General features: G+C 64.4%; 21 protein-coding genes. 9 read left to right on the plus strand and 12 right to left on the minus strand.

Going from position 1 to position 21591, the window contains the following annotated elements:
• Positions 1–76 precede the first annotated feature (76 nt).
• Together VKF82_03490 and VKF82_03495 are read left to right on the plus strand one after the other, a co-directional pair.
• Positions 77–946 carry a hypothetical protein gene (locus VKF82_03490; protein ID HME81123.1) on the plus strand — a complete coding sequence of 290 codons (870 nt, stop codon included), beginning with the start codon at positions 77–79 and terminating at the stop codon, positions 944–946.
• A 110-nt stretch (positions 947–1056) separates the two neighbouring features.
• Entirely contained in the window at positions 1057–1782 is a 726-nt protein-coding gene (locus VKF82_03495; protein ID HME81124.1) for a hypothetical protein, read from the plus strand.
• On the opposite strand, the gene VKF82_03500 is transcribed toward VKF82_03495, so the two are convergent.
• The gene (locus VKF82_03500) at positions 1770–2690 is read right to left on the minus strand and encodes a MerR family transcriptional regulator (protein ID HME81125.1); all 921 of its coding nucleotides are present in this window, start codon (positions 2688–2690) and stop codon (positions 1770–1772) included. The genes VKF82_03495 and VKF82_03500 overlap by 13 nt on opposite strands.
• Positions 2691–2751: 61 nt before the next feature.
• Positions 2752–3171, minus strand: a complete 420-nt coding sequence (locus VKF82_03505) for a fasciclin domain-containing protein (protein HME81126.1) — start codon at positions 3169–3171, stop codon at positions 2752–2754.
• A 216-nt stretch (positions 3172–3387) separates the two neighbouring features.
• Here VKF82_03505 and VKF82_03510 point away from each other — a divergent pair, with 216 nt between their 5' ends.
• Positions 3388–4866 carry an SDR family oxidoreductase gene (locus VKF82_03510; GenBank protein HME81127.1) on the plus strand — a complete coding sequence of 493 codons (1479 nt, stop codon included), beginning with the start codon at positions 3388–3390 and terminating at the stop codon, positions 4864–4866.
• Positions 4866–5333, plus strand: coding sequence for a TspO/MBR family protein (locus VKF82_03515; protein ID HME81128.1), 468 nt, complete (start codon positions 4866–4868; stop codon positions 5331–5333). Before VKF82_03510 ends, VKF82_03515 begins: the two co-directional genes overlap by 1 nt.
• Here VKF82_03515 and VKF82_03520 read toward each other — a convergent pair.
• Positions 5330–5800 (minus strand): ferritin-like domain-containing protein, encoded by a 471-nt coding sequence (locus tag VKF82_03520; protein ID HME81129.1) that lies wholly within the window; start codon positions 5798–5800, stop codon positions 5330–5332. The genes VKF82_03515 and VKF82_03520 overlap by 4 nt on opposite strands.
• A 146-nt stretch (positions 5801–5946) precedes the next feature.
• On the opposite strand from VKF82_03520, the gene VKF82_03525 reads away from it, so the two are divergent.
• Complete coding sequence (locus VKF82_03525; protein HME81130.1) at positions 5947–7926, plus strand: oligopeptide transporter, OPT family; 1980 nt, start codon at positions 5947–5949, stop codon at positions 7924–7926.
• A gap of 74 nt (positions 7927–8000) precedes the next feature.
• On the opposite strand, the gene VKF82_03530 is transcribed toward VKF82_03525, so the two are convergent.
• The 5 genes from VKF82_03530 to VKF82_03550 form a co-directional block, all read right to left on the minus strand.
• Positions 8001–8408 carry a hypothetical protein gene (locus VKF82_03530; GenBank protein HME81131.1) on the minus strand — a complete coding sequence of 136 codons (408 nt, stop codon included), beginning with the start codon at positions 8406–8408 and terminating at the stop codon, positions 8001–8003.
• Between the two features lie 123 nt (positions 8409–8531).
• Entirely contained in the window at positions 8532–9080 is a 549-nt protein-coding gene (locus tag VKF82_03535) for a hypothetical protein (GenBank protein HME81132.1), read from the minus strand.
• Positions 9077–9484: a lysozyme inhibitor LprI family protein gene (locus VKF82_03540; GenBank protein ID HME81133.1), complete on the minus strand. Its 408-nt coding sequence runs from the start codon at positions 9482–9484 to the stop codon at positions 9077–9079. The genes VKF82_03535 and VKF82_03540 overlap by 4 nt, the downstream gene beginning before the upstream one ends.
• A gap of 11 nt (positions 9485–9495) precedes the next feature.
• Positions 9496–10392 (minus strand): formylglycine-generating enzyme family protein, encoded by an 897-nt coding sequence (locus tag VKF82_03545; GenBank protein HME81134.1) that lies wholly within the window; start codon positions 10390–10392, stop codon positions 9496–9498.
• Between the two features lie 103 nt (positions 10393–10495).
• Positions 10496–10774 (minus strand): hypothetical protein, encoded by a 279-nt coding sequence (locus VKF82_03550; protein ID HME81135.1) that lies wholly within the window; start codon positions 10772–10774, stop codon positions 10496–10498.
• Between VKF82_03550 and VKF82_03555 the strand changes: the two genes are divergently transcribed.
• On the plus strand, positions 10764–13280 hold the full coding sequence (locus tag VKF82_03555) for an arylsulfatase (GenBank protein ID HME81136.1): 2517 nt from the start codon (positions 10764–10766) through the stop codon (positions 13278–13280). The two genes, VKF82_03550 and VKF82_03555, sit on opposite strands and share 11 nt — an antisense overlap.
• A gap of 78 nt (positions 13281–13358) precedes the next feature.
• Here the strand turns inward: VKF82_03555 and VKF82_03560 are convergent, their stop codons facing one another.
• Complete coding sequence (locus VKF82_03560; protein HME81137.1) at positions 13359–13817, minus strand: hypothetical protein; 459 nt, start codon at positions 13815–13817, stop codon at positions 13359–13361.
• A gap of 241 nt (positions 13818–14058) precedes the next feature.
• On the opposite strand from VKF82_03560, the gene VKF82_03565 reads away from it, so the two are divergent.
• Together VKF82_03565 and VKF82_03570 are read left to right on the plus strand one after the other, a co-directional pair.
• On the plus strand, positions 14059–15870 hold the full coding sequence (locus VKF82_03565) for a DUF6600 domain-containing protein (GenBank protein ID HME81138.1): 1812 nt from the start codon (positions 14059–14061) through the stop codon (positions 15868–15870).
• A 179-nt stretch (positions 15871–16049) separates the two neighbouring features.
• Positions 16050–17423, plus strand: coding sequence for a sialidase family protein (locus VKF82_03570; protein HME81139.1), 1374 nt, complete (start codon positions 16050–16052; stop codon positions 17421–17423).
• Here the strand turns inward: VKF82_03570 and VKF82_03575 are convergent.
• Together VKF82_03575 and VKF82_03580 are read right to left on the minus strand one after the other, a co-directional pair.
• The gene (locus tag VKF82_03575) at positions 17420–18223 is read right to left on the minus strand and encodes an META domain-containing protein (GenBank protein ID HME81140.1); all 804 of its coding nucleotides are present in this window, start codon (positions 18221–18223) and stop codon (positions 17420–17422) included. The genes VKF82_03570 and VKF82_03575 overlap by 4 nt on opposite strands.
• 37 nt (positions 18224–18260) lie before the next feature.
• Positions 18261–19166 carry a YncE family protein gene (locus VKF82_03580; GenBank protein HME81141.1) on the minus strand — a complete coding sequence of 302 codons (906 nt, stop codon included), beginning with the start codon at positions 19164–19166 and terminating at the stop codon, positions 18261–18263.
• Positions 19167–19299: 133 nt separating this feature from the next.
• Here VKF82_03580 and VKF82_03585 point away from each other — a divergent pair, with 133 nt between their 5' ends.
• Positions 19300–19551, plus strand: a complete 252-nt coding sequence (locus tag VKF82_03585) for a hypothetical protein (GenBank protein HME81142.1) — start codon at positions 19300–19302, stop codon at positions 19549–19551.
• Positions 19552–19583: 32 nt separating this feature from the next.
• Here the strand turns inward: VKF82_03585 and VKF82_03590 are convergent, their stop codons facing one another.
• Positions 19584–21491, minus strand: a complete 1908-nt coding sequence (locus VKF82_03590) for an alkaline phosphatase family protein (GenBank protein HME81143.1) — start codon at positions 21489–21491, stop codon at positions 19584–19586.
• Positions 21492–21591: the final 100 nt, after the last annotated feature.

The raw sequence follows: 21591 nt of genomic DNA on the forward strand, positions 1-21591 counted from the left end.
CGGGTTCGAAATCGTCCTTGCGACCCCTGTGGCTCGGCAAGGCTGGAAGGGCTCCCCTGGCGTCGAACGCGGACGAGTGGCTGAGCCTGTGCCGGTAAAGGGCATCGACGAAAGATCGCTGCGGCATCCATTAGAGATGCCGTATTTCGTAGCATCGGTCGTGGTCAATTTCGCCTTGCTGGGGGGCGCTATCGTCCTGCTGTATCTGCAGCCCGACTGGCTCAAGAGCTATCCTTACATCGCCAAGCAGCTCGCATTGGTGCGCGACCTGACCCTCGCCGCACTGGTCGGCCTGCCGGCAATATCGTTCCTGCGCAGCGCTCGCAGAGCGCGCATGGTCGCCAACGCCGTGCTTGCGTCGGACGAACAGTTCAAGCCGCTGCGCGCGATCCTTGAAGAGCAATGCCGCGCTCTTGGCATGGCGGCCGTTCCGGAATTGTTTATCACCGACCGCGTGACTCCGCCGTTTTCGCAGGCCGGTTCGGATTGGAACCACGACTACATCGTTCTCGGAGAAGCCGCGCTCGAGACCGACCTTGCTCAATCGCACGACATCGCCGAATACTTCATCGGATACGAGCTTGGACGGATCAGGCTTGGACACACCCAGCTGTGGAACGAGCTGCTGCTCAAGTATATCGAAGTGATTCCTTATCTTGGGAACCCCTTGCGCCACGCGAGGACGTATTCGCGCGACCGCTACGGCGCGGTTCTCAGCGGGGGCCGCGTGAACGCGCTGCTCTTGTACGCGGCAAATCGCCGCCTTCTCGCCGACCTCGACGCCGATGACTACATCCGGCACGCGCTGGGCGTCCGCGGCTTCTGGGTGACACTGGCCGCCCTTCAGGACTCGATGCCGCCGCTCGCGTTCCGCTTGCAGGAGCTGCACAAGAGGTCCATGACGTTGCAAGGCGGCATTGAGCCTCGACCAAAGGAGACCGATTGATGATCCTACGCGGTGTTCTCACGCTGGCTCTTATCGCAGCGTGCGTATTCTTCGCCCCGAGTCCTTCGCCCGCCGCGTCGGCGCCCGCGGCAACTCCGATGCCCATGAACATGGATATGGGTGGCATGCAGCCCAGCGCGACCCCGATGCCGAGTCAGATGATGCAGGACCCCGAGATGGGCATCGCATCGCCTGTGAACGACACCGACTGGTCGGTGTTCAACCATCGCGGCGCCGGATTTTTCCTGTTCTTCTGGGGCTTCACCGCGCTGATCGCCGGATTGATGTGGCCGCGCCGCACGTGGGTGAACTACGTGCCTGGACTGGTGCTGTTGGGTCTCGTGGAGTTTCTGTTCTTGCGCAACGACCCTAAGGCGTGGCCGAGCGGCCCGTACGGATTTTGGATGAGCTTCCAAGACCCCTCAGTACTGCAGCACCGGGTCTTCGTCGTTCTCCTGCTCGTGCTGGCGATCGTCGAACTGCTGCGCGCTGCTGATCTCTTGCCGCCGTTGTTGAAGGTGTGGGCCGTGCCGGCGATCGCTGTCTTCGGCGCCGTCTATCTGTTCTTCCACACGCATGGCGGCATCGAGACGCAGCAGATGATGAAGCACATGTCTGACCCGGGCATGGCGTCCAACCCGGCGATGCAGAAGATGATCGCTTCGATGCAAGCGGTCAAGCGCGAACACGCCATCTTCTCGTTCTTAGGTTTCGGACTTGCTGCCGCGAAACTGCTCGCCGACGGCGGACTGATCAAGGGGCGCTTGGGCGCGACGCTGTGGACGTTCTTCGCGATGGCGCTTGGGATCTACATGTTCGGCTTCTACGCGGAGTAGCTCCGCAGCGGCCGCAAGCGATCGTAGAACTCCCGCAGCGTCGGAACCCTTTGCAGGTGCCCGCTCTGGCGTCCGACGACGCCGGTCGCGGCCTTTCCCCCGAGCCAGAGCTCGGTCGTATCGGGCAATGCCGCCGACAACGTGGCGACCGCTCGCCGCAGGCCAGCTTTGCTTCGGCTACGTGCCGCCCCGATCACGACGATGCGTGCGCCGACCTCCGCAGCGCTGCGTGCGATCTCCGACGAGGGCATGTTCGGGCCGAGATAATGGACGCGGATGCCCTCGGACGCTGCGAGCATGGCCGCGAGCAGGATGCCGAACTCATGCGGCTCGCCGGCGGGCGTGGCGAAAAGCACGCGGGGCGCATCCTGCGCCACCGCATATCGGCGGATGAGATTGCCCAGCACCGACCGGGCGATGGCCGAGAACAGATGCTCCTGCCCGATCTCCATCGCGCCTTTGCGCCACGCCTCGCCGATCTCGCCGAAGAGCGGCGACATCACGTCAAAGACGAACTCCGCCGGGGTCAATAGATGAGACGCGGCCGCCAGCATGCGGTCGACCTGCTCGCCATCGTAGCGCTGCAGTCCGCCGAGCACCGCGCGCGTGAACGAATCCGCGTGCCCGCGTCGCGTTCTGGGGCGCGAGACCGTAGCCTGCGGCGCCTTGACCCGCACGAGCTCCGCCAGCTCTTTGGGCTTGAGCCGCGCGGCTTCGCCGATCGGGAAGCCCAGATCCGTCGCGGACCGTAACTCGCGCAGACGCGCGATATCGGCTTCCGAGTAACGCCGGATCCCGCGCGTGTCGCGGCGCGGATCGACGACGCCGTAACGCCGCTCCCACTTCCGTATGGTATCGGGCGTGAGCCCGGTGAGTTTGGACGCGCCGAGAATCCGATGGTCTGCCATCTCGCGCGATGATTCAAGAGGGCGCTTGAGAGCGCCCCCTCGCATCGGCGTGGTCGAGTGCTTACGCGGGCAGGATGACGGCGTCGATGACATGGATGACGCCGTTGGAGCATTCGATGTCGGCTTGTGTGACGTGAGCATCGTTGACCTTGATACCGCCGCTGACGGGCTCGAGGACGATGCTTTGGCCTTGCAGCGTCTTCAGCGTCGTCTTCGCCCTCACGTCGGACGACATGTACTTGTTGGCGACGACGTGGTAGGTCAGGATCGACTTCAGCTTGGGGATGTCCTTGAGCAATGCGTCGACCGTGCCGGCGGGCAGCTTGGCGAACGCGGCATCGGTCGGGGCGAACACGGTGTACGGCCCCGGGCCTTTGAGCGCGTCGACCAGGCCGGCCGCGCCGACTGCGGCCGCGAGCGTGTTGAACGAACCGGCGTCGACCGCGGTGTCGACGATGTCCTTTAAACCGGTTGTTTGCATGTGAGTGACTCCTTCGTGCGAGAACGTTGAGTTCGGCGATTGCTCGCCTGGCGACACCATACACGTAAGTGCCAGGCGTCCTCAAACGTTTCCAGCGTGCGGCTGAGGCCAAAGTCGCTACATTCACGAAATTCTCTTGGTCAAACGTTGGACGAAGGTTGGACAACGGCGCGCGAAGCACAGGCCTCGACCGCGACCGAGCGGGAAACACTTGGCATGAGAGTTCTTGTCACCGGCGCGACCGGATACATCGGAGGCCGGCTCGTACCGCGGCTCATCGCCGCGGGCCATTTCGTGCGCTGTCTGGCGCGCTCGCCGAAGCGGCTCGCCGGCCGGTTCGCCGGGGCGGAGATCTTTCCGGGCGACGTGCGGGACTCTCTCGATCTGCCGGCGGCATTCGCAGGCATCGACGTCGCATACTACTTGATCCATTCGATGGGCGCCGGCGGAGCTGACTTTCAAACGCGCGATCGTGAGACGGCTCGCAATTTCGCCACCGCCGCCAAAGCTGCGGGTGTGAAGAGAATCATCTACCTAGGCGGCCTCGGCGATGCGAAGCGCGACTTGTCCGAGCACTTGCGCAGCCGCCATGAGGTCGGCGACATCTTGCGCGACCACGGCCCACCGGTGACGGAATTCCGAGCCGCGATCGTCATCGGCTCGGGCAGCGTGTCGTTCGAGATGATCAGGTATCTCACCGAGCGGCTGCCCGTCATGATCGCGCCGAAATGGGTCGCGACGCGCTCCCAGCCGATCGCGGTCGGCGACGTGCTCGAGTACTTGGTCAGCGCGCTCGCCATCGAGCGTACGATCGGCCGCACCTACGACATCGGTGGCCGGGATATCGTGAGCTATCGCGACTTGATGCTCGGCTACGCGCGTGCGCGCGGGCTGCGCCGGACGATCGTGGGGGTCCCGTTCTTCACGCCGCGCCTGTCATCGTACTGGATACACATCGTGACGCCGGTGCCTGCGAGCATCGCGCGGCCGCTCATCGACGGCTTGCGCAGCGAGATGATCGTGCAGAATACGGCCGCGCTTTCGGACTTCGACATCCGGCCGATCGGGTGCGAAGAAGCGATCCGCCGCGCTTTGGACCGCTATAGCGGTGTCGATCGGCCGACGACATGGTTTGACGCGTACGAGGGCCGCCAGTCGCTCGGCGAGTTCCGCGGAATCGTCCAGGGCATGTTGATGGACCGTCGCGAGCGTCGCACCGGTGCATCCCCGAGCGCCGTCTTCGCCGTCGTGACGTCGCTCGGCGGCTCGCGCGGTTGGCTCTATGCCGACTGGTTGTGGGCGTTGCGTGGCATGATGGACTGGGCGCTGGGCGGCAACGGGATGCGCCGCGGGCGGCGCTCACCGGCGTCGATGCGCATCGGCGACGCGGTCGACTTGTGGCGAGTGGAGGCGCTCGAGCCCGACCGCCTGCTGCGGCTGCGTGCCGAGATGAAGCTGCCGGGCAACGCCTGGTTGGAGTTCGCCGTGGTGCCGGACCAGGCGGGATCGACGCTGAGGCTCACGGCCTTCTTCGAGCCGCGCGGGTTGGCCGGCCAACTGTATTGGTACGCAGTCGCGCCTATCCATGACGCGATCTTCGCCGGCCTGGCGGATCAAATCGTCAAGCGCGGCGCCGCTCTCGGTGATGCGGTCAGCAGCTCCTCGGGAAGCGCGCTCGAGGCCGCACCGTCGTGATGGCGATCGGGCTTATCGTCGCCCTCGCCGCATGTTTCGGTGCCGCCGCGCTCGGATCGATATTCACGACGCCGCGCCTCGGCGATTGGTACGCGAACATCCGCAAGCCTGCGTGGACGCCGCCCTCGTGGCTCTTCGCACCGGTGTGGACGTTGCTCTTCATCATGATGGCGGTGTCGGTGTGGCTCGTCTGGCTGCGCGCGGGCTTCGCCGGCGCCTCGTGGGCCTTCGCATTGTTCGCCGTGCAGCTCGCGCTCAACGTGCTGTGGTCCGCGTTGTTCTTCGGCATGCGCAATCCAGCAGCGGCGTTCGCGGAAGTGATCGTCTTCTGGCTCGCGATCGCCGCGACAGCGCTCGCATTCTCGCGCATAGACGCACTGTCAGCGCTCTTGCTCGTGCCCTACCTGCTCTGGGTGGCCTTTGCGGCTATCCTCAACTTCGCGATCTGGCGGTTGAACGCGAGCTAGCCTGATACGTCCGGCGGGTCCACCCCCAGCGCGGTGGCCAAATCGATCTGATGGTCCTGCTCGTTGACCAGGATGCCGCGGATCTGCTCCGCCATCGCGAATTCTCCGAGCTGCTCGCACTGCCGGACGCGCTCGCGATAGTTGCGGATCGTCTCGACCTCGTTGGCCAGATCGAAGCGCAGCATGTCCTTGGGTTTGCCGGACGTGCGCACGGGCCTTGCCATGACGGTCGGCATCGCGCCGAGGTAGTCGATCTGGCGCGAGATGATCAGCGCGTGCTCGAGCTCTTGCTTGGCGTGCAGCTCGAGCTGGTCGGCGATGTTCATGTACTCGGCGCCCTTGAGCACTTGCGAGTAGACGACATACGCGATGATCGCCTGGTACTCGCGGGAGAGATCCTCGTTCAACAGCTCGGCGAGGCGCTTTCGCGTCAAGCTCTTTTCCTCTTTGGCTGCTCGTGCTTTCATGTGTGCGCTCCTATGCCGTCAGAAGTGGACCGACGTGTTCGAATCCGCCCCACGTGAATCTTGCCCATCTAGCCCACAAAGAACTCGCGCCCATCCCGAAGAACCCGCGCTAGCCCGAGATCGTTCGCGCCCGGAGGATTTGACCTTTGGCCACAGCGACCGTCCCCATGGCCCGAGATACGCGCCTCGAGCTCACCTGGCGGGGCTTCGTGCTCGGCGCGGCCATCACGCTGGTGTTCACCGCTGCAAACATCTACTTGGGCCTCAAGGTCGGACTGACGTTCGCCACGTCCATCCCCGCGGCGGTCATCTCCATGGCCGTACTGCGCGCCTTCCGCAATGCGACGATCTGGGAGAACAACATCGTCCAGACGATCGCGTCGGCCGCCGGAACGCTGTCCGCCATCATCTTCGTGCTGCCGGGTCTCGTGATGGTCGGCTGGTGGACCGGGTTCCCGTATTGGGAATCGTTCGCGGTGTGCGCCATCGGCGGTATCCTCGGCGTGACGTATAGCGTGCCGCTGCGCCGCGCGCTCGTCGTCCAATCCGACTTGCCATTCCCCGAGGGCGTGGCGGCAGCGGAAGTGCTGAAGGTCGGCGTGGGCTCGCGCGATGCGAATGCCGCGTCGGTCGAAGAGAACAAGAAAGGCCTGCTGGCGCTGTCCATGGGCGCGCTCGCCTCTGCCGGCTACGCCGCGCTCGCCGCGGCCCGCATCTTCACCGACGAGATCAGCGGGTATTTCCGGGCCGGCGCGGGCGCGACCGGGTTCGGCATGTCGATGTCGTTGGCGCTCGTCGGCGCAGGCCATCTCATCGGAATACAAGTCGGCCTCGCGATCTTCGGCGGCTTGGTCATCGCGTGGGGCATCTTGACCCCGCTGCTCACGGCACTGCATCCGGCAGCCGGCCCTGCCGCCGATGTCGCGGTGTCGGTGTGGCGCCACCAAGTGCGCTTCATCGGCGCGGGAACGATCGGCATCGCGGCGCTGTGGACGCTCGGCCGGCTCATGCGGCCGGTCTATACCGGGATCACATCGGCGATCGCCGCGGCGCGCACGCGCGCGGCTGCGGGCGGCGATGAATACGCGGTGCCTCGCACCGAGCGCGATCTGCCGATCGGCGTCGTGGCGCTCATCAGCGTCGCGTGCTTCATCCCGCTCGCATTCTTGCTCGCCGTCTTCATCCAGGGCAGCGCCATCGCGACGCTGACGGTGCCGCTCGTTCTCGCAGGCGTCATCTACGTCGTCATCGCGGGATTTTTCGTCGCCGCCGCCTGCGGCTACATGGCGGGTTTGATCGGGGCCTCCAATAGCCCCGTGTCGGGGCTTGGGATCCTGACCGTGATCGGCGCTTCGCTGCTCTTGTTGCTCGTCGCCAAGACCACCGGAGCCACAGGAGCCCCGGCGCTCGTCGCCTACGCGCTCTTCGTCACCGCCGTGTTGCTCAACGTCGCCACGATCTCCAACGACAACCTGCAAGACCTCAAGACCGGCCAGCTCGTCGACGCGACGCCGTGGCGCCAGCAAGTGGCGCTCATCGGCGGCGTGATATTCGGCTCGATCGTCATTCCGCCGATCCTCGACGTGCTGAACAAAGCGTATGGCTTCACAGGACCGCACGCGCTGCCGGCACCGCAGGCGACTTTGATCTCCGCGCTGGCGAAAGGCGTGATTCAGGGGGAGATCGATTGGGGACTGTTGGGGATCGGCGCGCTGATCGGGGTGGTCCTCATCGCGATCGACGAGCTCTTGCGCGCCAAGACGCGCTACCAATTCCCGCCGCTCGCGGTCGGACTCGGCATCTATCTGCCGGCGGCGACGACCTCGGCGGCAGTGGTGGGCGCGGTCGCCGGCTGGATCTATAACCGCTGGGTCGCGAGAGGGCCCAACGCGGATATCGCCCGGCGCATGGGCGTACTCGTCGCGTCGGGTCTCATCGTCGGCGAGAGCCTGTTCGGCGTGCTGCTCGCGGGCGTCATCGTCAGCACCGGGAATGCGACGCCCTTCGCGCTGGTCGGCGATTCGTTCCAGGTGTTCGCCGTGCCGCTCGCCGCGATCGCGTTCGTCGTGACGATCGTCGCCTTGTATCGTTGGAGCGCACGGCTCGCGCAAAGCATCGTGACCTGATTTCGTCACGAGCCCGCCGAAAAGAGAAAGGCTGCGATCGAGATGATCGCAGCCTTTTCGTCTGCCGGGTCGCCTTAAGGAGACGGCGACGCCGACGGGGTCACGGTACCATGCTGCTTTTTCCAAGCCGCCTTTTCGGCTTCGAGCTTGGCGCGCTGGTCCGGCGTCAGCACGGCGAGGATCTGTTCTTTGAGCTGCTTGCGAGCAGCCTGATCGGGCTGGCTGCCTTGCGGGTGTGCTTGCTTGTAGCTGGTGATAAGCGTCTTGATCTGGTCTTGCTGTTGTTGGCTGAGGTTGAGGTTGCGCAGCATGGCGGCCATGCCGTGATGGTGGTGCGCGCCTGGTTGGCCGCTCGGTTGAGCGCTCGGGGCGACGGGTTGCGTCGCATCCGAGATCGCGCTGCCTTGTGCGAGCGCGAGTGCCGGCGCTGCGAGTGAAAGTGCGCACAGCGTCGCGACGAGCAATGGTCTTAGGTTCTTCACGTGTGGTATTTAGTCTCCTAAAGAAGCGTGGGAGTGGGCGTGCTCATGATATGGCCGCTCGATGGGAATGGGCTGAGATGGAAATGAGAGTTCGATGTGGGCAGGCAAGCGTCAGGCCCGGCGTCAGCCTTCTCGGCGCGCCGCCTCGATGAACTGTCGCGCCTTATGCGGATCGACGCCCTGAACGGTCACCCAACGCGCCGCGCTGTCCTTGAGCATCTCGAAACGCTTCCACAGAAAATCGCCGCCGACCACGCGCCGATGGATCTCGATCACGTCGCGCAGCATCTCCCACGAGCTCAAGATCCGCCCGAAGGCCGCCTTGTTGATGATGTCGCCTTCGATGAGACCTTCCTCGACGTAGGTGCCGACGCGGTCGAAGAAGCGCAGCAGCACGAGCTCCTTATGCACGCGCGGGTCGCCCAGCGCCGTGAGTTCGACCTCTTTGACGAACTGCGCGTCTTTGAGCTTGTCGGGCAACTCGTAGGTGACGAAGCGCCGCGCCTCGTCGACCTCGGGCGAGTCGAGCTCGGCGAAGATGCGCATCGCGCCTTCGAGCTGGGTGGCGCGTCGCAATTCGTCCAGCTGCCGCCAGCCGACGATCACAGTGACCAAGATGACGACCGCCGTGGCGGCGCTGCCGACCGCGCTGATGGCCTCCCAGGACATCATTTGGTGCGACTACCCGCGCAGACGTCGCCCTCACTCGGCTTCAGCCAGGCTTGGAGTTGTAGGATGCGCTGCTGCGTCAGTTGCGTGAGCAGGCTGCATTGACACATAGGCTGCGACGAGCCGTATTCGCTCGCGTCTTGAGAGGGATAGACCGCCTTGATCTCGGCGTCTCTGAAATTGGCCCATGCTTGCTCGGCAGCCTCGAGCCTCGCGATGAAGTCGGTGTCAGCGGCGTGCATCTTGCGCACTTGCGAGTACACCTGCGCCAGCTGTTGTTGCGCTTTCTGATACTGCGCGCACGAGGCCGCCGTCATCGAGTTCTGCGTGTCGGCTTTCGTGTGAGCTGGCAACGCGATGGTCCCGACGGCCAATGCGCAGCAAAGAAGCGATCGAATGCGCTGCATGGGTGGTCCTCCTAGTCCGCGACGCGGAAGCCGATGTGATTGGCTGAACTGCTAGGTTCGGTCTGGCCGCGCCCGCCGACTTCGTAGCGCGAGCAGAATTGATCGGTGCACAAGAACGAGCCGCCGCGGACCGAGCGCTTGTTCACGCCCGGTTCCTGAGGGTCGTAACTCGTCGACGGCCCGTGCGGATCGACCGCGACGCCGCCGTTTGTCGCGAGCTGTTGATAGTAGTCCGCGCGATACCAGTCCGAGGTCCACTCCCACACGTTGCCGGACATATCGTATAAGCCGTAGCCATTGGGATGGTACGATGCGACCGGCATGGTCGTCGGATGATTGTGCGGCGCCGTGCTCGAGTCGGGGAAGTGGCCGTGATATGTATTGGCCATCGTCTTGCCGTTGGGCGTGAACTCATCGCCCCACGCGTACGGTCTGCAGCTCAAGCCGCCGCGCTCGGCGAATTCGTACTCGGCCTCGGTCGGAAGACGCATGTGCGCCCAGCGCGCATACGCTTGTGCGTCTTCGAACGCCATCTGCACGACGGGATAGTCATCTTTGCCCCCGATCGAGCTTTTGGGTCCGTCCGGATGGCGCCAGTCGGCCCCATGCACGTAGCGCCACCACTGCGAATCGTCGTTGAGCTCCACCGGATGCGCGGGGGGCGTGAAGACGAGCGAGCCGGCGACGAGAGCCTCGGGCGGCGCGTCCGGAAAATCTTTTTGCAGCGGCTTGCGCTCGGCCACCGTCACATAATGCGTCGCGTTCACGAACGCAGCGAACTGCGCGTTAGTGATGGTCGTCTTCGCAAGCCAGAAGCCGCTCACGCGCACGCGATGCCAGGGATGCGCGTCGGCGAACTTCGGATTGTTCGAGCCCATCGAGAACTCGCCGCCCGGGATCCACATCATACCCGGATGCCTCGTAGCAGGTAGGACATCGGGTGTGAGAACGCTTGGCTCGCACTGCGACCCGTCGGGTGCCGCTGACGCGAACATCCCCGCGGACGGCGCGTTAGCGGCGGTCGGTTTCGCGCAAGAAACCGAGGTGAAGGCGATGAGCAGCGCGCTCGTCCCGCACAAGAAACCTCTGAATCCGCCCGACATCGCCAAGTTCATCTGCGCATTTTTCGACGCGACCGACGTGGGCTCCCATGAGCCCGCGCATCATCATCGGAGGGGGCTGAAAATGAAAACCCGAAATACGGCTCACGTCGCCGGGTTCAACGCCGGGCAACGTGTCTTTCCCAACAGAAAGATCCTGAAAGGCAGTTTCTGCATCGATGAAACGCACTGGTCTTATCCTAATCGTCCTGCTCTCGCTCGGCGCCGCGACCTTTGCGGCGGAACAGTGGAACGGCATCGTCAAGACCGACATGGCGTCGCTCACCGCGACACGCGACGTCAGCCAAAGCACCGTCATCCCGGCTCCCGAGCCGACATTCGGCGGCGTGATCAGCAAGAACGTCTATGACTCGACCGCATGGTATCCGCCGCAGATCGCGCCCAAGAAGGGCTCTCCGAACGTCTTGCTCATCATCATGGACGACGAGGGCTTCGCGGCGAACAGCACATTCGGCGGCCTGATCCCAACGCCGGTTTCGGATTCGCTCGCCAAACAAGGCCTGCGCTACATCAATTTCCACACGACATCGCTGTGCTCGCCGACGCGGGCCGCGCTCATCACCGGGCGCAACCACGGCGACGTCGGATTCGAGCAAGTCGCCGAAGTGGCGACCGGCTTCCCCGGATACAACGGCACCATCGGAAAAGATAGCGCGACGGTCGCCCGTCTGCTGCAATACAACGGATACGCGACAGCGTGGTTCGGAAAAGACCACAACGTGCCGCTGTGGCAAGCCACGGACGCGGGGCCAAAAGACCAGTGGCCCGTCGGCATGGGCTTTGACTACTTCTACGGCTTCATCGGCGGCGACATGGACCAGTGGCATCCGACGCTCTTCGAGAACACGAACCAGATCTTCCCGGACGTCGGCCATCCGAACTATAACCTCAACGTCGACATCGCGGACAAGGCGATCGCGTGGCTGAAACGCATCAACGATCTCAAACCCAGCCAGCCGGTCTTCCTCTATTACGCTCCAGGCGCCACACATGCGCCGCATCAGCCGACGCCCGACTGGATCGCGAAGATGAAGGGCAAGTTCAACATGGGTTGGGACGCATATCGCGAGATGGCGTTCAAGCGCATGCAAGCGATGGGCACCATCCCGAAAAACGCCAAGCTAACGCCGTGGCCCAATCCCGAGGATAAAGATTATGCGGGCGCCGGATACGGCGACATCAGTCTCCCGCACTGGAATACGCTCACGCCCTATCAAAAAGCCGCATACGAGCACCAGATGGAGGTCTACGCAGCATATCTTGCGCAGACCGATTATGAGATCGGCCGCGTCATCCAGGCCTTCAAGGACACCGGCCGCTACAACAACACGATGGTCATCCTGATCCACGGCGACAACGGCGCAAGCGCTGAAGGCACGCTGCAAGGAACGTTCAGCGAAGTCACAGACTTCAACGGCATCGTGCCACCGATCGAGAAATTCTGGCCGAAGTTCGGCCCGTTGTGGGGTAGCGAGTACACCGATCCCCACTACGCCGTGCAGTGGGCCTGGGCGCTGGACACGCCGTTCAAGTGGACCAAACAAGTCGCGTCGTACCTCGGCGGCACGCGCAACGGCATGATCGTCGCGTGGCCCGGCCACATCAGCGATCCGGGCGGCATCCGCGCGCAGTTCCACCACGTCATCGACGTGGACCCCACGATTCTGGACGTCGCCGGAATCGCGCAACCCACATCGGTAGACGGCGTGACGCAGAAGCCGATCGAGGGCGTGAGTTTCGCCTATACGTTCGACAAAGCAAACGCGAGCGCGCCGTCAACGCATCACACGCAGTACTTCGAGATGTTCGGTGCGCCGGCGATCTACAACGATGGCTGGATCGCCGCGGCCGAGCCGCACGCGATCCCATGGACGCCGACGACCAATACGCCCATCCAAGATGTCTGGGGTACCGAGAAGTGGCATCTCTACCACGTCACGGCAGACGACGACTGGACGGAATATAACGACGTCCAAAGCACGCATCAGGACAAGCTCAAAGAACTGCAAGATCTTTTCGTGTCAGAGGCGCAGAAGAACAACGCGTTCCCGCTCAACAACGCGCCGAACTTCTTCGATCCGCGGCCGAGTTTGACGGGTGGCCGGGCAGTGATCACGTACCACCCGGGCATCGTGGCGTTGAATCAAGCCGACACGCCCAACATTCTTAACACGAACTACAGCATCGAGGGCGATATCACGGTTCCGTCGAGCGGCGCCACTGGTGTGATCATCGCCGACGGTGGCCGCTTCGGAGGCTATTCGCTCTGGCTCGATCACGGAAAGCCGACGTTCTCGTACAACTTCGTCGAACTGGAGATGTTCCGTTGGAAGGGCGCATCCGCGCTTTCGCCAGGCCAGCACAGCGTCGTCTTCAGCTTTAAGTACGACGGCGGCGGCTTCGGTAAAGGTGGGGTCGGCACGTTGAGCGTCGACGGCACGACCGTTGATAGCCACCGAGTCCCCCACACAACGCCACTGACGTTGCCTTGGTTCGAAGGCCTCGATGTCGGAATGGATAACTCGACGCCGGTCGATGCCAACTACACGGTGCCGAATGCATTTACCGGCTCGATATCGCAGGTCGTGTACCACACGGGTCCCATGATGCTATCGAAGGCGCAATGGCCGGAGTACTACAATCGGATGCTCGCGGCATGGATGGGCATTCAATAGACGACGCTCCGCACGGGCCCAAAACGAGCGAGGGACCGCATGCGCGGTCCCTCGTCTTGTCAGGCGGACAATGAGACGCTACGCGGTTGCCTGCGGCGTTTGCGTGCGCGGACGACTGACGTATGCGGCGACGGCGTTGTAGACGACGGCGAAAAGCGCGCCGCCGATCGCAGCGAAGACTATGGCAGCAAGCCACAACAGCGGAAGCCAAACGCCGAGGTGACTCATGGCGCTCATGTGGCTCATCGCGCCCACGTGGCTCCACTGGTGCGGGCCCATGCCGCCGCCGGGCATACTGCCGCCGGGCATTTGGCCGCCGGGCATACTGCCGCCGGGCATGCCGCCGCCGGGGTATCCTCCGCCGGGCATGCCGCCGCGCATGCGTCCGGCCATGCCGGCCATGTGGAGATGCAGCGCGAACAAGATCGGGATGGCCAAAATGCCTTTTAAGAAGGCGAGCGTGGCCAGACCCGCCGCCATGCCGGCGGGGCTCAGCGCGAGAAAGCGCGTCGATTGGGGCGTTTGGATGTTTTGCACGATGAAGACTCTCCTATCCTTAGAAAGTGTACAAGGCGATGCATAAATTCCCATGAGGCGATGCGGGCAAGCAAGCGAGCCCACGGGACTTTCCCATCACTTTTTCACTTGATTATGATAGGATGACAATAGATTGGGGGTCGTCATGGGTCGATCGACGGTTCCAGGGCTGGCAGCGTTCGCTCTTGCTCTGGTCTTGTGCGTCCCGAGCCTCCCAGCGCGGGCCGACCAGGATCAATATGTGAGCGTCGCGCGGATCAGCGCGCTCAACGGCACGGTGACCGTGAAGCAGGGCGATTCGGGCGATACCGTGGCGGCTGCCATCAACGCGCCGATGATCGTCGGCGATTACCTCGCGACCGGCAACGGATCGCGTGCCGAGATCCAGATCGACGACGCCAACTTCGTGCGCGCGAGCGAAGACGTGCAACTGCGCTTCACGCGCATGGATCCGGCCGACCACACGCTGCAGCTAGCGGCGGGTACCATCGAGTTGAGCCTGCTCAAGGTCAGCGACGGCCGACCGCAGGTCGAAACCCCATCGATCCGCATCCGGCCGCAAGAGGCCGGTGCGTACCGCGTCACCGTCACCGCCGACGGCGATACGCTGCTCACCGTGCGCGCGGGCCAGGCCGAGCTGATCGCGCCGCAAGGCACGCAGACCATCAGCCAAGGCGTGACCGTCGCGATCCACGGATCGTCGGCCAATCCGAGCTTCCGCACGATCCAAACCATATCGTACGATGATTTCGACACTTGGAATTCCGACCGCGACAAGTTCGCGTGGCGCGCCTACGCGGCGACGACGTACGCGAGTCCCGACATCGTCGGGCTGGCCGACCTTTCGAACTACGGCCAATGGATCTCGACATCGAACTACGGCTACGTATGGTCACCGTACAGCCAGTACAACTGGGCGCCATACCGGTACGGCCGCTGGTCGTGGGTCAACTACTGCGGCTGGACGTGGGTCGGGTACGAGCCGTGGGGCTGGGCGCCCTATCACTACGGCCGCTGGTTCTACGCTCCGGCCTTCGGCTGGGCGTGGTATCCTGGGCCGCGCTACTATCAATCCTACTGGCAGCCGGCGTTGGTGGCGTTCTTCAATTTCGGCGGCGGCGGATTCGGTTTCGGGTTCGGCAACATCGGCTGGGTTCCGCTGGCTCCGTACGAACCGTACTATCCCTACTACAACCGCGTCGCGCGCGTGCACAATATCGGCAACACCTACGGCAACTCGCGCTGGCCGGGCGGCGTGACGGCGGTGCGCGCCGGGTCGTTCACGGGCGGATCGAAGTACGATTACGTCCCGGTCGAGCAGCGCGATCTGCAAGACGTGACGCTCGCCAAGGGATGGCTGCCTGTCGCGCCGACCAAGGCCGACGTGCGCTTCACGCAAACATCCGAAGGCGGGGTCGCGGCCGCACCGCTATCGCCGCACTTCGCCGCCATGCTCGCCCCGAAAGCGGAGCTGACATTCGATCAGCAGCGCGCGAACGCGCTGGCGATCTCACATCAGATGACCTCGCAAGCGGAGCATGCGACCGCGAGCACGGTCAAGGCGCAGAACGCGCCGGGCGCAACGGGCCAGACAAGCGCATGGAGCCGGTTCGGGCCGGCGGGCGGCCAGAACCAGGCGCCCGCACACATCGCGCCGGTCCAAGCCAGCGCTCCGAACCAGATCAACTCGCCCGCGCAAAACGGCGCGCAGCACGCTTCGGGCAACACGATCACCCGCGACGAAACGGCAAACGTGTGGAGCCGGTTCGGGCCAGCCAACGCGCCGAGCGTGGCAGCCGTGCACACGATGGCGAATGCCCCCGCTGGAGTGGGTGCGTGGAGCCAGTTCAGTCCCGGCAGCGTCAGCGCCGTGCACAGTCCGTCGTACATTCCGGGCATGCCGGATATGATGCGCCCGTACACCGGGCAAGCTCCCTACGCGCCGAACAGATACTCGACGCCATCGGGCGGCTGGAGTCCGCACGCGATGAATATGCCGCAGCCTTCAGCCAGAGTTCCGGCGCCGGGCGCTCCGCACGGGAACCACCAATAGCGCCAAGGTCCCTCATCCAGTCGCGCGTAACCGAGCCGGCGGTGATATCGCCGGCTCGTCTTTTGGCGTTCGCGTCCGCTGCCGCCGTGTTAGCCGGCTGCGGCGGCGGTTCGCAACCAGGCGTTCCCGGCAGACCGACTCCTCCGCCTGCGACTGCGCCCCCCGGGCCGTCCGTCGTCATGCGCGTCAGCACCGACCCGTTCAGCAATGCCAGCAGCCAGCACGCCACCGAGGTCGAGCCGGACGTCGTCGCATCCGGCATGACGCTCGTCGCCGCGCTGCAGCAAGGCCGCTTCTTCAACGCCGGCTCATCCGATGTCGGGTTTGCGACCTCGAAAGACGGCGGCGCGACCTGGACCTCCGGCTCACTGCCCGGCACGACGACCTGGGCGCCGAGTCCGGGTCTGTTCGACAGCGTCAGCGATCCCAGCGTCGCCTTCGACGCGAAGCACAACGTCTGGCTGATGTCGACGCTGCCGATCCTCTTCAGCAACAATCCGGCGCCTGCGGTGCTCGTGAGCAGCTCGACGGACGCGATGAACTGGAACCTGCCGGTCGCCGTCGCACCGGGCCAGATCTCGAGCGACAAAGATTGGATCACATGCGACGACACGCCGAGCAGCCCGTACTACGGCCACTGCTATGTCGAGTGGGATGATCCAAACGCCAACGGTCTGATCCACATGAGCACCTCGGCCGACGGCGGCGCGACGTGGGGGGCGGTCAAGAGCACCGCAGACAATGCGGTGGGCATCGGCGGCCAGCCGCTGGTGCAGCCCGGCGGCACGGTGATCGTGCCGATGGACGACAATTTCCAGGCCAACATGATCGCGTTCACCTCGCATGACGGCGGCGCGACGTGGTCATCCCATGTCGTCATCACGCCCATCACCGACCACCTCGTGGCGGGCAACATGCGCACCAGCCCGCTGCCGTCGGCGGCGATGGACGCGAGCGGCAAGCTCTATCTCGCGTGGCAGGATTGCCGCTTCCGCGCCGGCTGCAGCTCGAACGACATCGTCGTCAGCACGACGGTCGACGGCGTGAGCTGGACGGCGCCGGTGCGCGTGCCGATCGACGCGGCGACCAGCGCCGTGGACCACTTCATCCCAGGCATCGGCATCGATCCGGCGACCATGGGCGCGGGCGCGCATATCGGCCTGACATACTATTATTTCCCGAACGCGAGCTGCACGCTGGCGACGTGTCAGCTGTTCGCCGGTTTCGTCGGCTCGCAAGACGGCGGCGCGACGTGGACGACACCGCTCACCCTCACCGGACCGCTGAACTTGGCTTGGCTGGCGCAGACGTCGCAAGGGCCGATGGTCGGCGACTACATCGCGACGGCGTTCGCGGCCGGCCATCCGGTCGGCATCTTCGCGGTCGCCAATGCGCCCTCGCCGTCATTCGATGAAGCGATGTACGTGCCCAAGCCCGGCGTGCTGACGCTGAGCTCGCTGCGCATGCGCAGCGCAGCCGGCGAACGGCCCGTGCCGGGCGTCAGATCCGATCACGGGCTGCGGCCGGGGCCGCCGATCCGTTATATCCGTTAATGCTCGATCGCGTTGACCGGAGTGAGAGGCGCGGCTTTGAAGCGCAAGAGCGGGAACCCGCCGCCGTATAGATTGAGCCTGCCGTTGTCGAGATTGTAGATCTGCACCTCACCGAGCGCTTTGAGAAACGCCGCTTCGACGTCTGCGCCGCTGGCACACATCATGCGTGTCGTCGCGAGCGGTGAGAGGTGCAGCTCGTTCCCCTTTAGGGTGTACGAGCCGGTCAGCTGGTTGCAGCCCGTCGAGCCGCTGATGCGACCGCCGGGCTCGAAATCGAGGCTCACCGGCTGCTGCGTCGCGCTCGAGGAGACGCGCTGTCCGCGCAGCTCGACCAACGTCCACGGATTGGAGCCCAGCGAGACCAGCGTGAGCGTCTGCGGCGCACGCGTCGAGAGCTCGTTGCCTGAGCGGTCAAGCACGCGCAGCGTGCGCGGATCGACGACGAGGAAATACTGCGGCGCGCCATAGGGCGAGCTCAGCTTGACCTTCGACGTGCCCACGTCATACGACCAGGGACCTGTGTAGACCACATCTGGAACGTCGCGCTCTAGGTAATGCAATGTCAGGACGTACGAATGGTCCGCGGCGAGCGCGAGCGTCGCGCGGATGCCGGGGCAGTCCGCGCACGGTTCGAGACCCGAGAAGGTCGCGGGCAGCGCGAACGGCGGCGCAGCAGACGCCGTCGCGCCGGCGCTTGTCGTGCCGATGATGCACGCCGCAGCAGCGACGCACGCAGCAAATCCGAGCAGCGGTCCACGCATCACATCGACCTCCGTTTCAAGCGAACGCGAGCGCTTCATTCGGAGGCCGGATGCGAGAACCCGCTCGCGCGAGAGGCTACGGCCCTACCTTAAAGCCTTGGACGAAGTCGCCGTTCGGCGCGGCCCAGACCGTCCAGAAGTTGCCCGTCTGCGAATCCATCCCGACGGTGTGCACGCCCTTCGCGATCGGCTGGAAGCCGAGCACCGAGACATCGCTGCCGGAGTCGTGGAAGATCGTGACGCCGCCGTTGCCGCCGCACGCCAAATCATGTCTGACCGGATCGAGGTCGCACTGGTCGAAATAGCCGTCGTACTTGGTCGACCACAGCAGCTTGCCGTTCAGGTCGTAGGTCAGCATCAAGCCGCCGCGGCCGGAGACGTAGAGATGGCCAAGGCCGGCATCGAGCTGAAGCGGATGGTTGTGCTCGATGCCCGGCGTGGAAACCGTCTGCACTACTTTGAGCGAGGTGGGATCGATGACGACGAACTGGTTGAGATCGTCGATGTTCAGATAGATCTTGTGCGTCTTCGGGTCGATCGCCAGATACTCGGGTTTATGACCGGGTATCGGCAGGACGGCGGTTTGTTTCATCGTCGTCGTGTCGACGACGAACATCCGCGTGCCGTCATCTTCAGGCGCGTACACGCGGTGCAGCACCGGGTCGTACGCGATCGCGTCCGGAGCGCCATCCACGTCGGCCGTGTCGAGCACCTTCATCGCCACCGGATCGACCTCCGAAACCGAGCGGTCGGTACCGTTACCGGTGAAGACGTGGCCGGTCGCAGGATCGACTGCCACGCCGTGCAGCGGCCCGACCCTGACCTGGCCGAGCACCTGCCCGTTGTCCGCATTGACGATGAGCAGTGCTTGGCTGCCTTCGTGGGCGGCGTACACGCGCCGGCGCTGCGCGTCTACCGTGACGTAGTCGAAACCGCTGTAGATGGGCACCGGCGCCGGGGGAGCTACGGGGGCGATAAACATGATCCGGGTTTCCTCTCACGAAAAGCGAAATGTGACCGCTGTCAACCTGTGGAAGCTATCACCCCTCACTTGACTAGTCCCAACCGCATGAGGGCATTAGAGGCATAGAATCGCCCTGACAGGAGCATAACGCGTGTTGCAGTGGATAGTCGTTCTCGTCGTCGCGTATCTCGCATACCGCTATCTCGGATGGCCGGCGGCTGCGGGAACCGTCGTCATCTATCTCCTCGGTTCGTATCTCTATCGCAGCTCGCGCGAGGCCTCTGAACGCGTGAAGGGCGCGCTGATCATCAGCACGCCCCTCTCCGACGCGGAAAAAGCACACATGGGCGTCATGGCAGAGCGCAACCAGCGCATGGCGCAGCGCCAGAGCGGTAAGCGCTAAGCTCCTTAGCCCGTCTCGGGCGCCGCACGACTTCAAGGATTCTTGGTCGGATTGGTCTTCGGGCGAGGGTTGAAGTCGGCCGGAATCGGGTTGTGCAGACCCATCTGGTCGTCGGTGGGGACGATGCCGAGCGCCTTGCAGCCGAAGCCGGTGTTCTGCGGCAGCGCATTGACCGTATCGTCCGGGATCACCGCATCCGACGCGGGCAGCGCCGGCGTCCTTCCTGACAGCCGGCCGTCGTCGAATCCGGTGAGCAGGTCGGTGATCGCGTTGCCGGGATCATCCTCAGGGCCAAGCGTGTCCAGGCCATAGCGGGCCAGCCCGAGCGCACGCGCTCGAGCCTCATCAGGCAGTGAGGAAAGCGGCGTGAGTCCAAAGACGTCGTCCACCAGCTTGACGACCGAGGACTGATCGCCGAACTCGTGCACGATGCCGCCCCGGCGCGCGTAGGGCGAGATCAAGATGAGCGGCACGCGCGGACCTTCGCTCACCCACGCTTCGCCGGGCAACGCGTATTGGATCGGCGGCCGCACGTGGTCGTAGTCGCCTTCCGAGTCGTCCCAAGTGATGATGATCGCGCTTTGTTTCCAGTACGGGCTGCGCGCGATGAGATTGACGATTTTGGCGACCATCGCCTCGCTGATCTGCGCGTCCGAATACGCCGGGTGGTCGTCGTCGCCGAGGAAACTCTTCTGCACCGCCGGATCCGGATTCGCGGGGTGCATCCCCATGATATTGCGATAGCCGCCCTTGACGTAGAACACGCCGCCCTCGCGCGGCAGCGACTTTTTTTGCAGCGCGACGAAGAAGTCGTCAAGTCCATGAAGGCGCGCGCGCATGTGGCTGTTGTTGGCGACGTAGCCGAAGTATTGCGGACCGTTGTGGTGGGTGATGTAGGATGCGTGCCTGCCCATCGCGTCAGTCGGACCGGCGGCGTCATCCGACGGCTCGGTCGTGTAGCCTTCCTCGTACCAGCCCCACGGCACCGAGCTCGCAACGCCGCTCCGGCCGAGCATGGTGATGTCGTCACCGATATCGCGCAGGTCACCGGCCGCGTTCGTGTCGGCGCCGGCGACGCTCGTGATGGACCGGCCGGCGAGCGTGATCGGCAAGCCGGCAAACGTGAGGTTGTACTGGGTCTCATAACCCGGGAAGTCCTTGGGGTTGACCGGCATCGGATTCGCGCTATGGTCGGACGGCGATCCCCAGAACGGGTCGGCGTCGTTGACAACCGGCACGCCCGGACCGGTGTTGCCGTCGGCGGTGAAGCCCTCTTCCGGATGCTGCAGCCACTGCGTGATGCCGGCCTGGCCCGCGATGATCACGAGGTTGCCCGGCGTCGACGGCCCGCTGATCGATTCGAAGATGTGATCGTAGAGCGCGAAGCGCTTGGCGTACTGCCACAAGAACGGAACCGTGTCGCAATCCTCGTACGCCATGGCGAGCTCGCCGAACTGCTTGGCTTGCAGCGTCGGGTTTCCCGAGGGCGTGTATTTGAGCTCTTCGGTCAACGCGAAGCGGTCCATGCGCGGCACGCCGTCGACGATATCCATCTTCGCGATCGTGCGCGCGTGCGAATGGTCGACGTCATCGGTATCCGCGGCGTATTCGGCCGGTCCGATGCGGAAGGGCGAGATCTGTGACGTCGTTCCATCGGTATTGACCAGCGGCTGCGAGAAGCCGGGGATCTCGCGCGGCAGTCCCGAGTAGAAGCCGTCGGCGCCTGGGAACGTGCCAAAATACGAATCGAACGAACGGTTCTCTTGATAGATGACGAAGACGTAACGGATCTTCTGGCGCAGGAGCGCCAAGCGCGCCGCATTCGTGGCTGGCAGCGGCGCAGGTCCGCCCTGCGCGGGCAATGCGATGGCCGGCGCGAGGCTCAGCCCGAGAGCGCCGAGTATGGCGAGCGCACGCGCGAACAAATGATGATGCGTCACAGCGCCTCCTGATGAGCACAGCATACGCAAAGCGCCTTATCGTCCGGTTAAGAACGCGGAGGATGCTGCGGGACGCCGGGGGAAGCGACCTCGCATCGGG

This window comes from Candidatus Eremiobacteraceae bacterium (assembly GCA_035314825.1).
In the GTDB taxonomy this organism is placed as follows: domain Bacteria; phylum Vulcanimicrobiota; class Vulcanimicrobiia; order Eremiobacterales; family Eremiobacteraceae; genus JAFAHD01.

What these genes read in the sequence shown, in the direction of transcription:
- VKF82_03495 (HME81124.1), top strand. Translation starts at nt 1,057, where the DNA reads ATGGATATGGGTGGCATGCAGCCCAGCGCGACCCCGATGCCGAGTCAG.
- VKF82_03500 (HME81125.1), bottom strand. Translation starts at nt 2,690, where the DNA reads ATGGCAGACCATCGGATTCTCGGCGCGTCCAAACTCACCGGGCTCACG.
- VKF82_03505 (HME81126.1), bottom strand. Translation starts at nt 3,171, where the DNA reads ATGCAAACAACCGGTTTAAAGGACATCGTCGACACCGCGGTCGACGCC.
- VKF82_03510 (HME81127.1), top strand. Translation starts at nt 3,388, where the DNA reads ATGAGAGTTCTTGTCACCGGCGCGACCGGATACATCGGAGGCCGGCTC.
- VKF82_03515 (HME81128.1), top strand. Translation starts at nt 4,866, where the DNA reads ATGGCGATCGGGCTTATCGTCGCCCTCGCCGCATGTTTCGGTGCCGCC.
- VKF82_03520 (HME81129.1), bottom strand. Translation starts at nt 5,800, where the DNA reads ATGAAAGCACGAGCAGCCAAAGAGGAAAAGAGCTTGACGCGAAAGCGC.
- VKF82_03535 (HME81132.1), bottom strand. Translation starts at nt 9,080, where the DNA reads ATGATGTCCTGGGAGGCCATCAGCGCGGTCGGCAGCGCCGCCACGGCG.
- VKF82_03540 (HME81133.1), bottom strand. Translation starts at nt 9,484, where the DNA reads ATGCAGCGCATTCGATCGCTTCTTTGCTGCGCATTGGCCGTCGGGACC.
- VKF82_03545 (HME81134.1), bottom strand. Translation starts at nt 10,392, where the DNA reads ATGATGTGGATCCCGGGCGGCGAGTTCTCGATGGGCTCGAACAATCCG.
- VKF82_03555 (HME81136.1), top strand. Translation starts at nt 10,764, where the DNA reads ATGAAACGCACTGGTCTTATCCTAATCGTCCTGCTCTCGCTCGGCGCC.
- VKF82_03570 (HME81139.1), top strand. Translation starts at nt 16,050, where the DNA reads ATGCGCGTCAGCACCGACCCGTTCAGCAATGCCAGCAGCCAGCACGCC.
- VKF82_03575 (HME81140.1), bottom strand. Translation starts at nt 18,223, where the DNA reads ATGAAGCGCTCGCGTTCGCTTGAAACGGAGGTCGATGTGATGCGTGGA.
- VKF82_03580 (HME81141.1), bottom strand. Translation starts at nt 19,166, where the DNA reads ATGTTTATCGCCCCCGTAGCTCCCCCGGCGCCGGTGCCCATCTACAGC.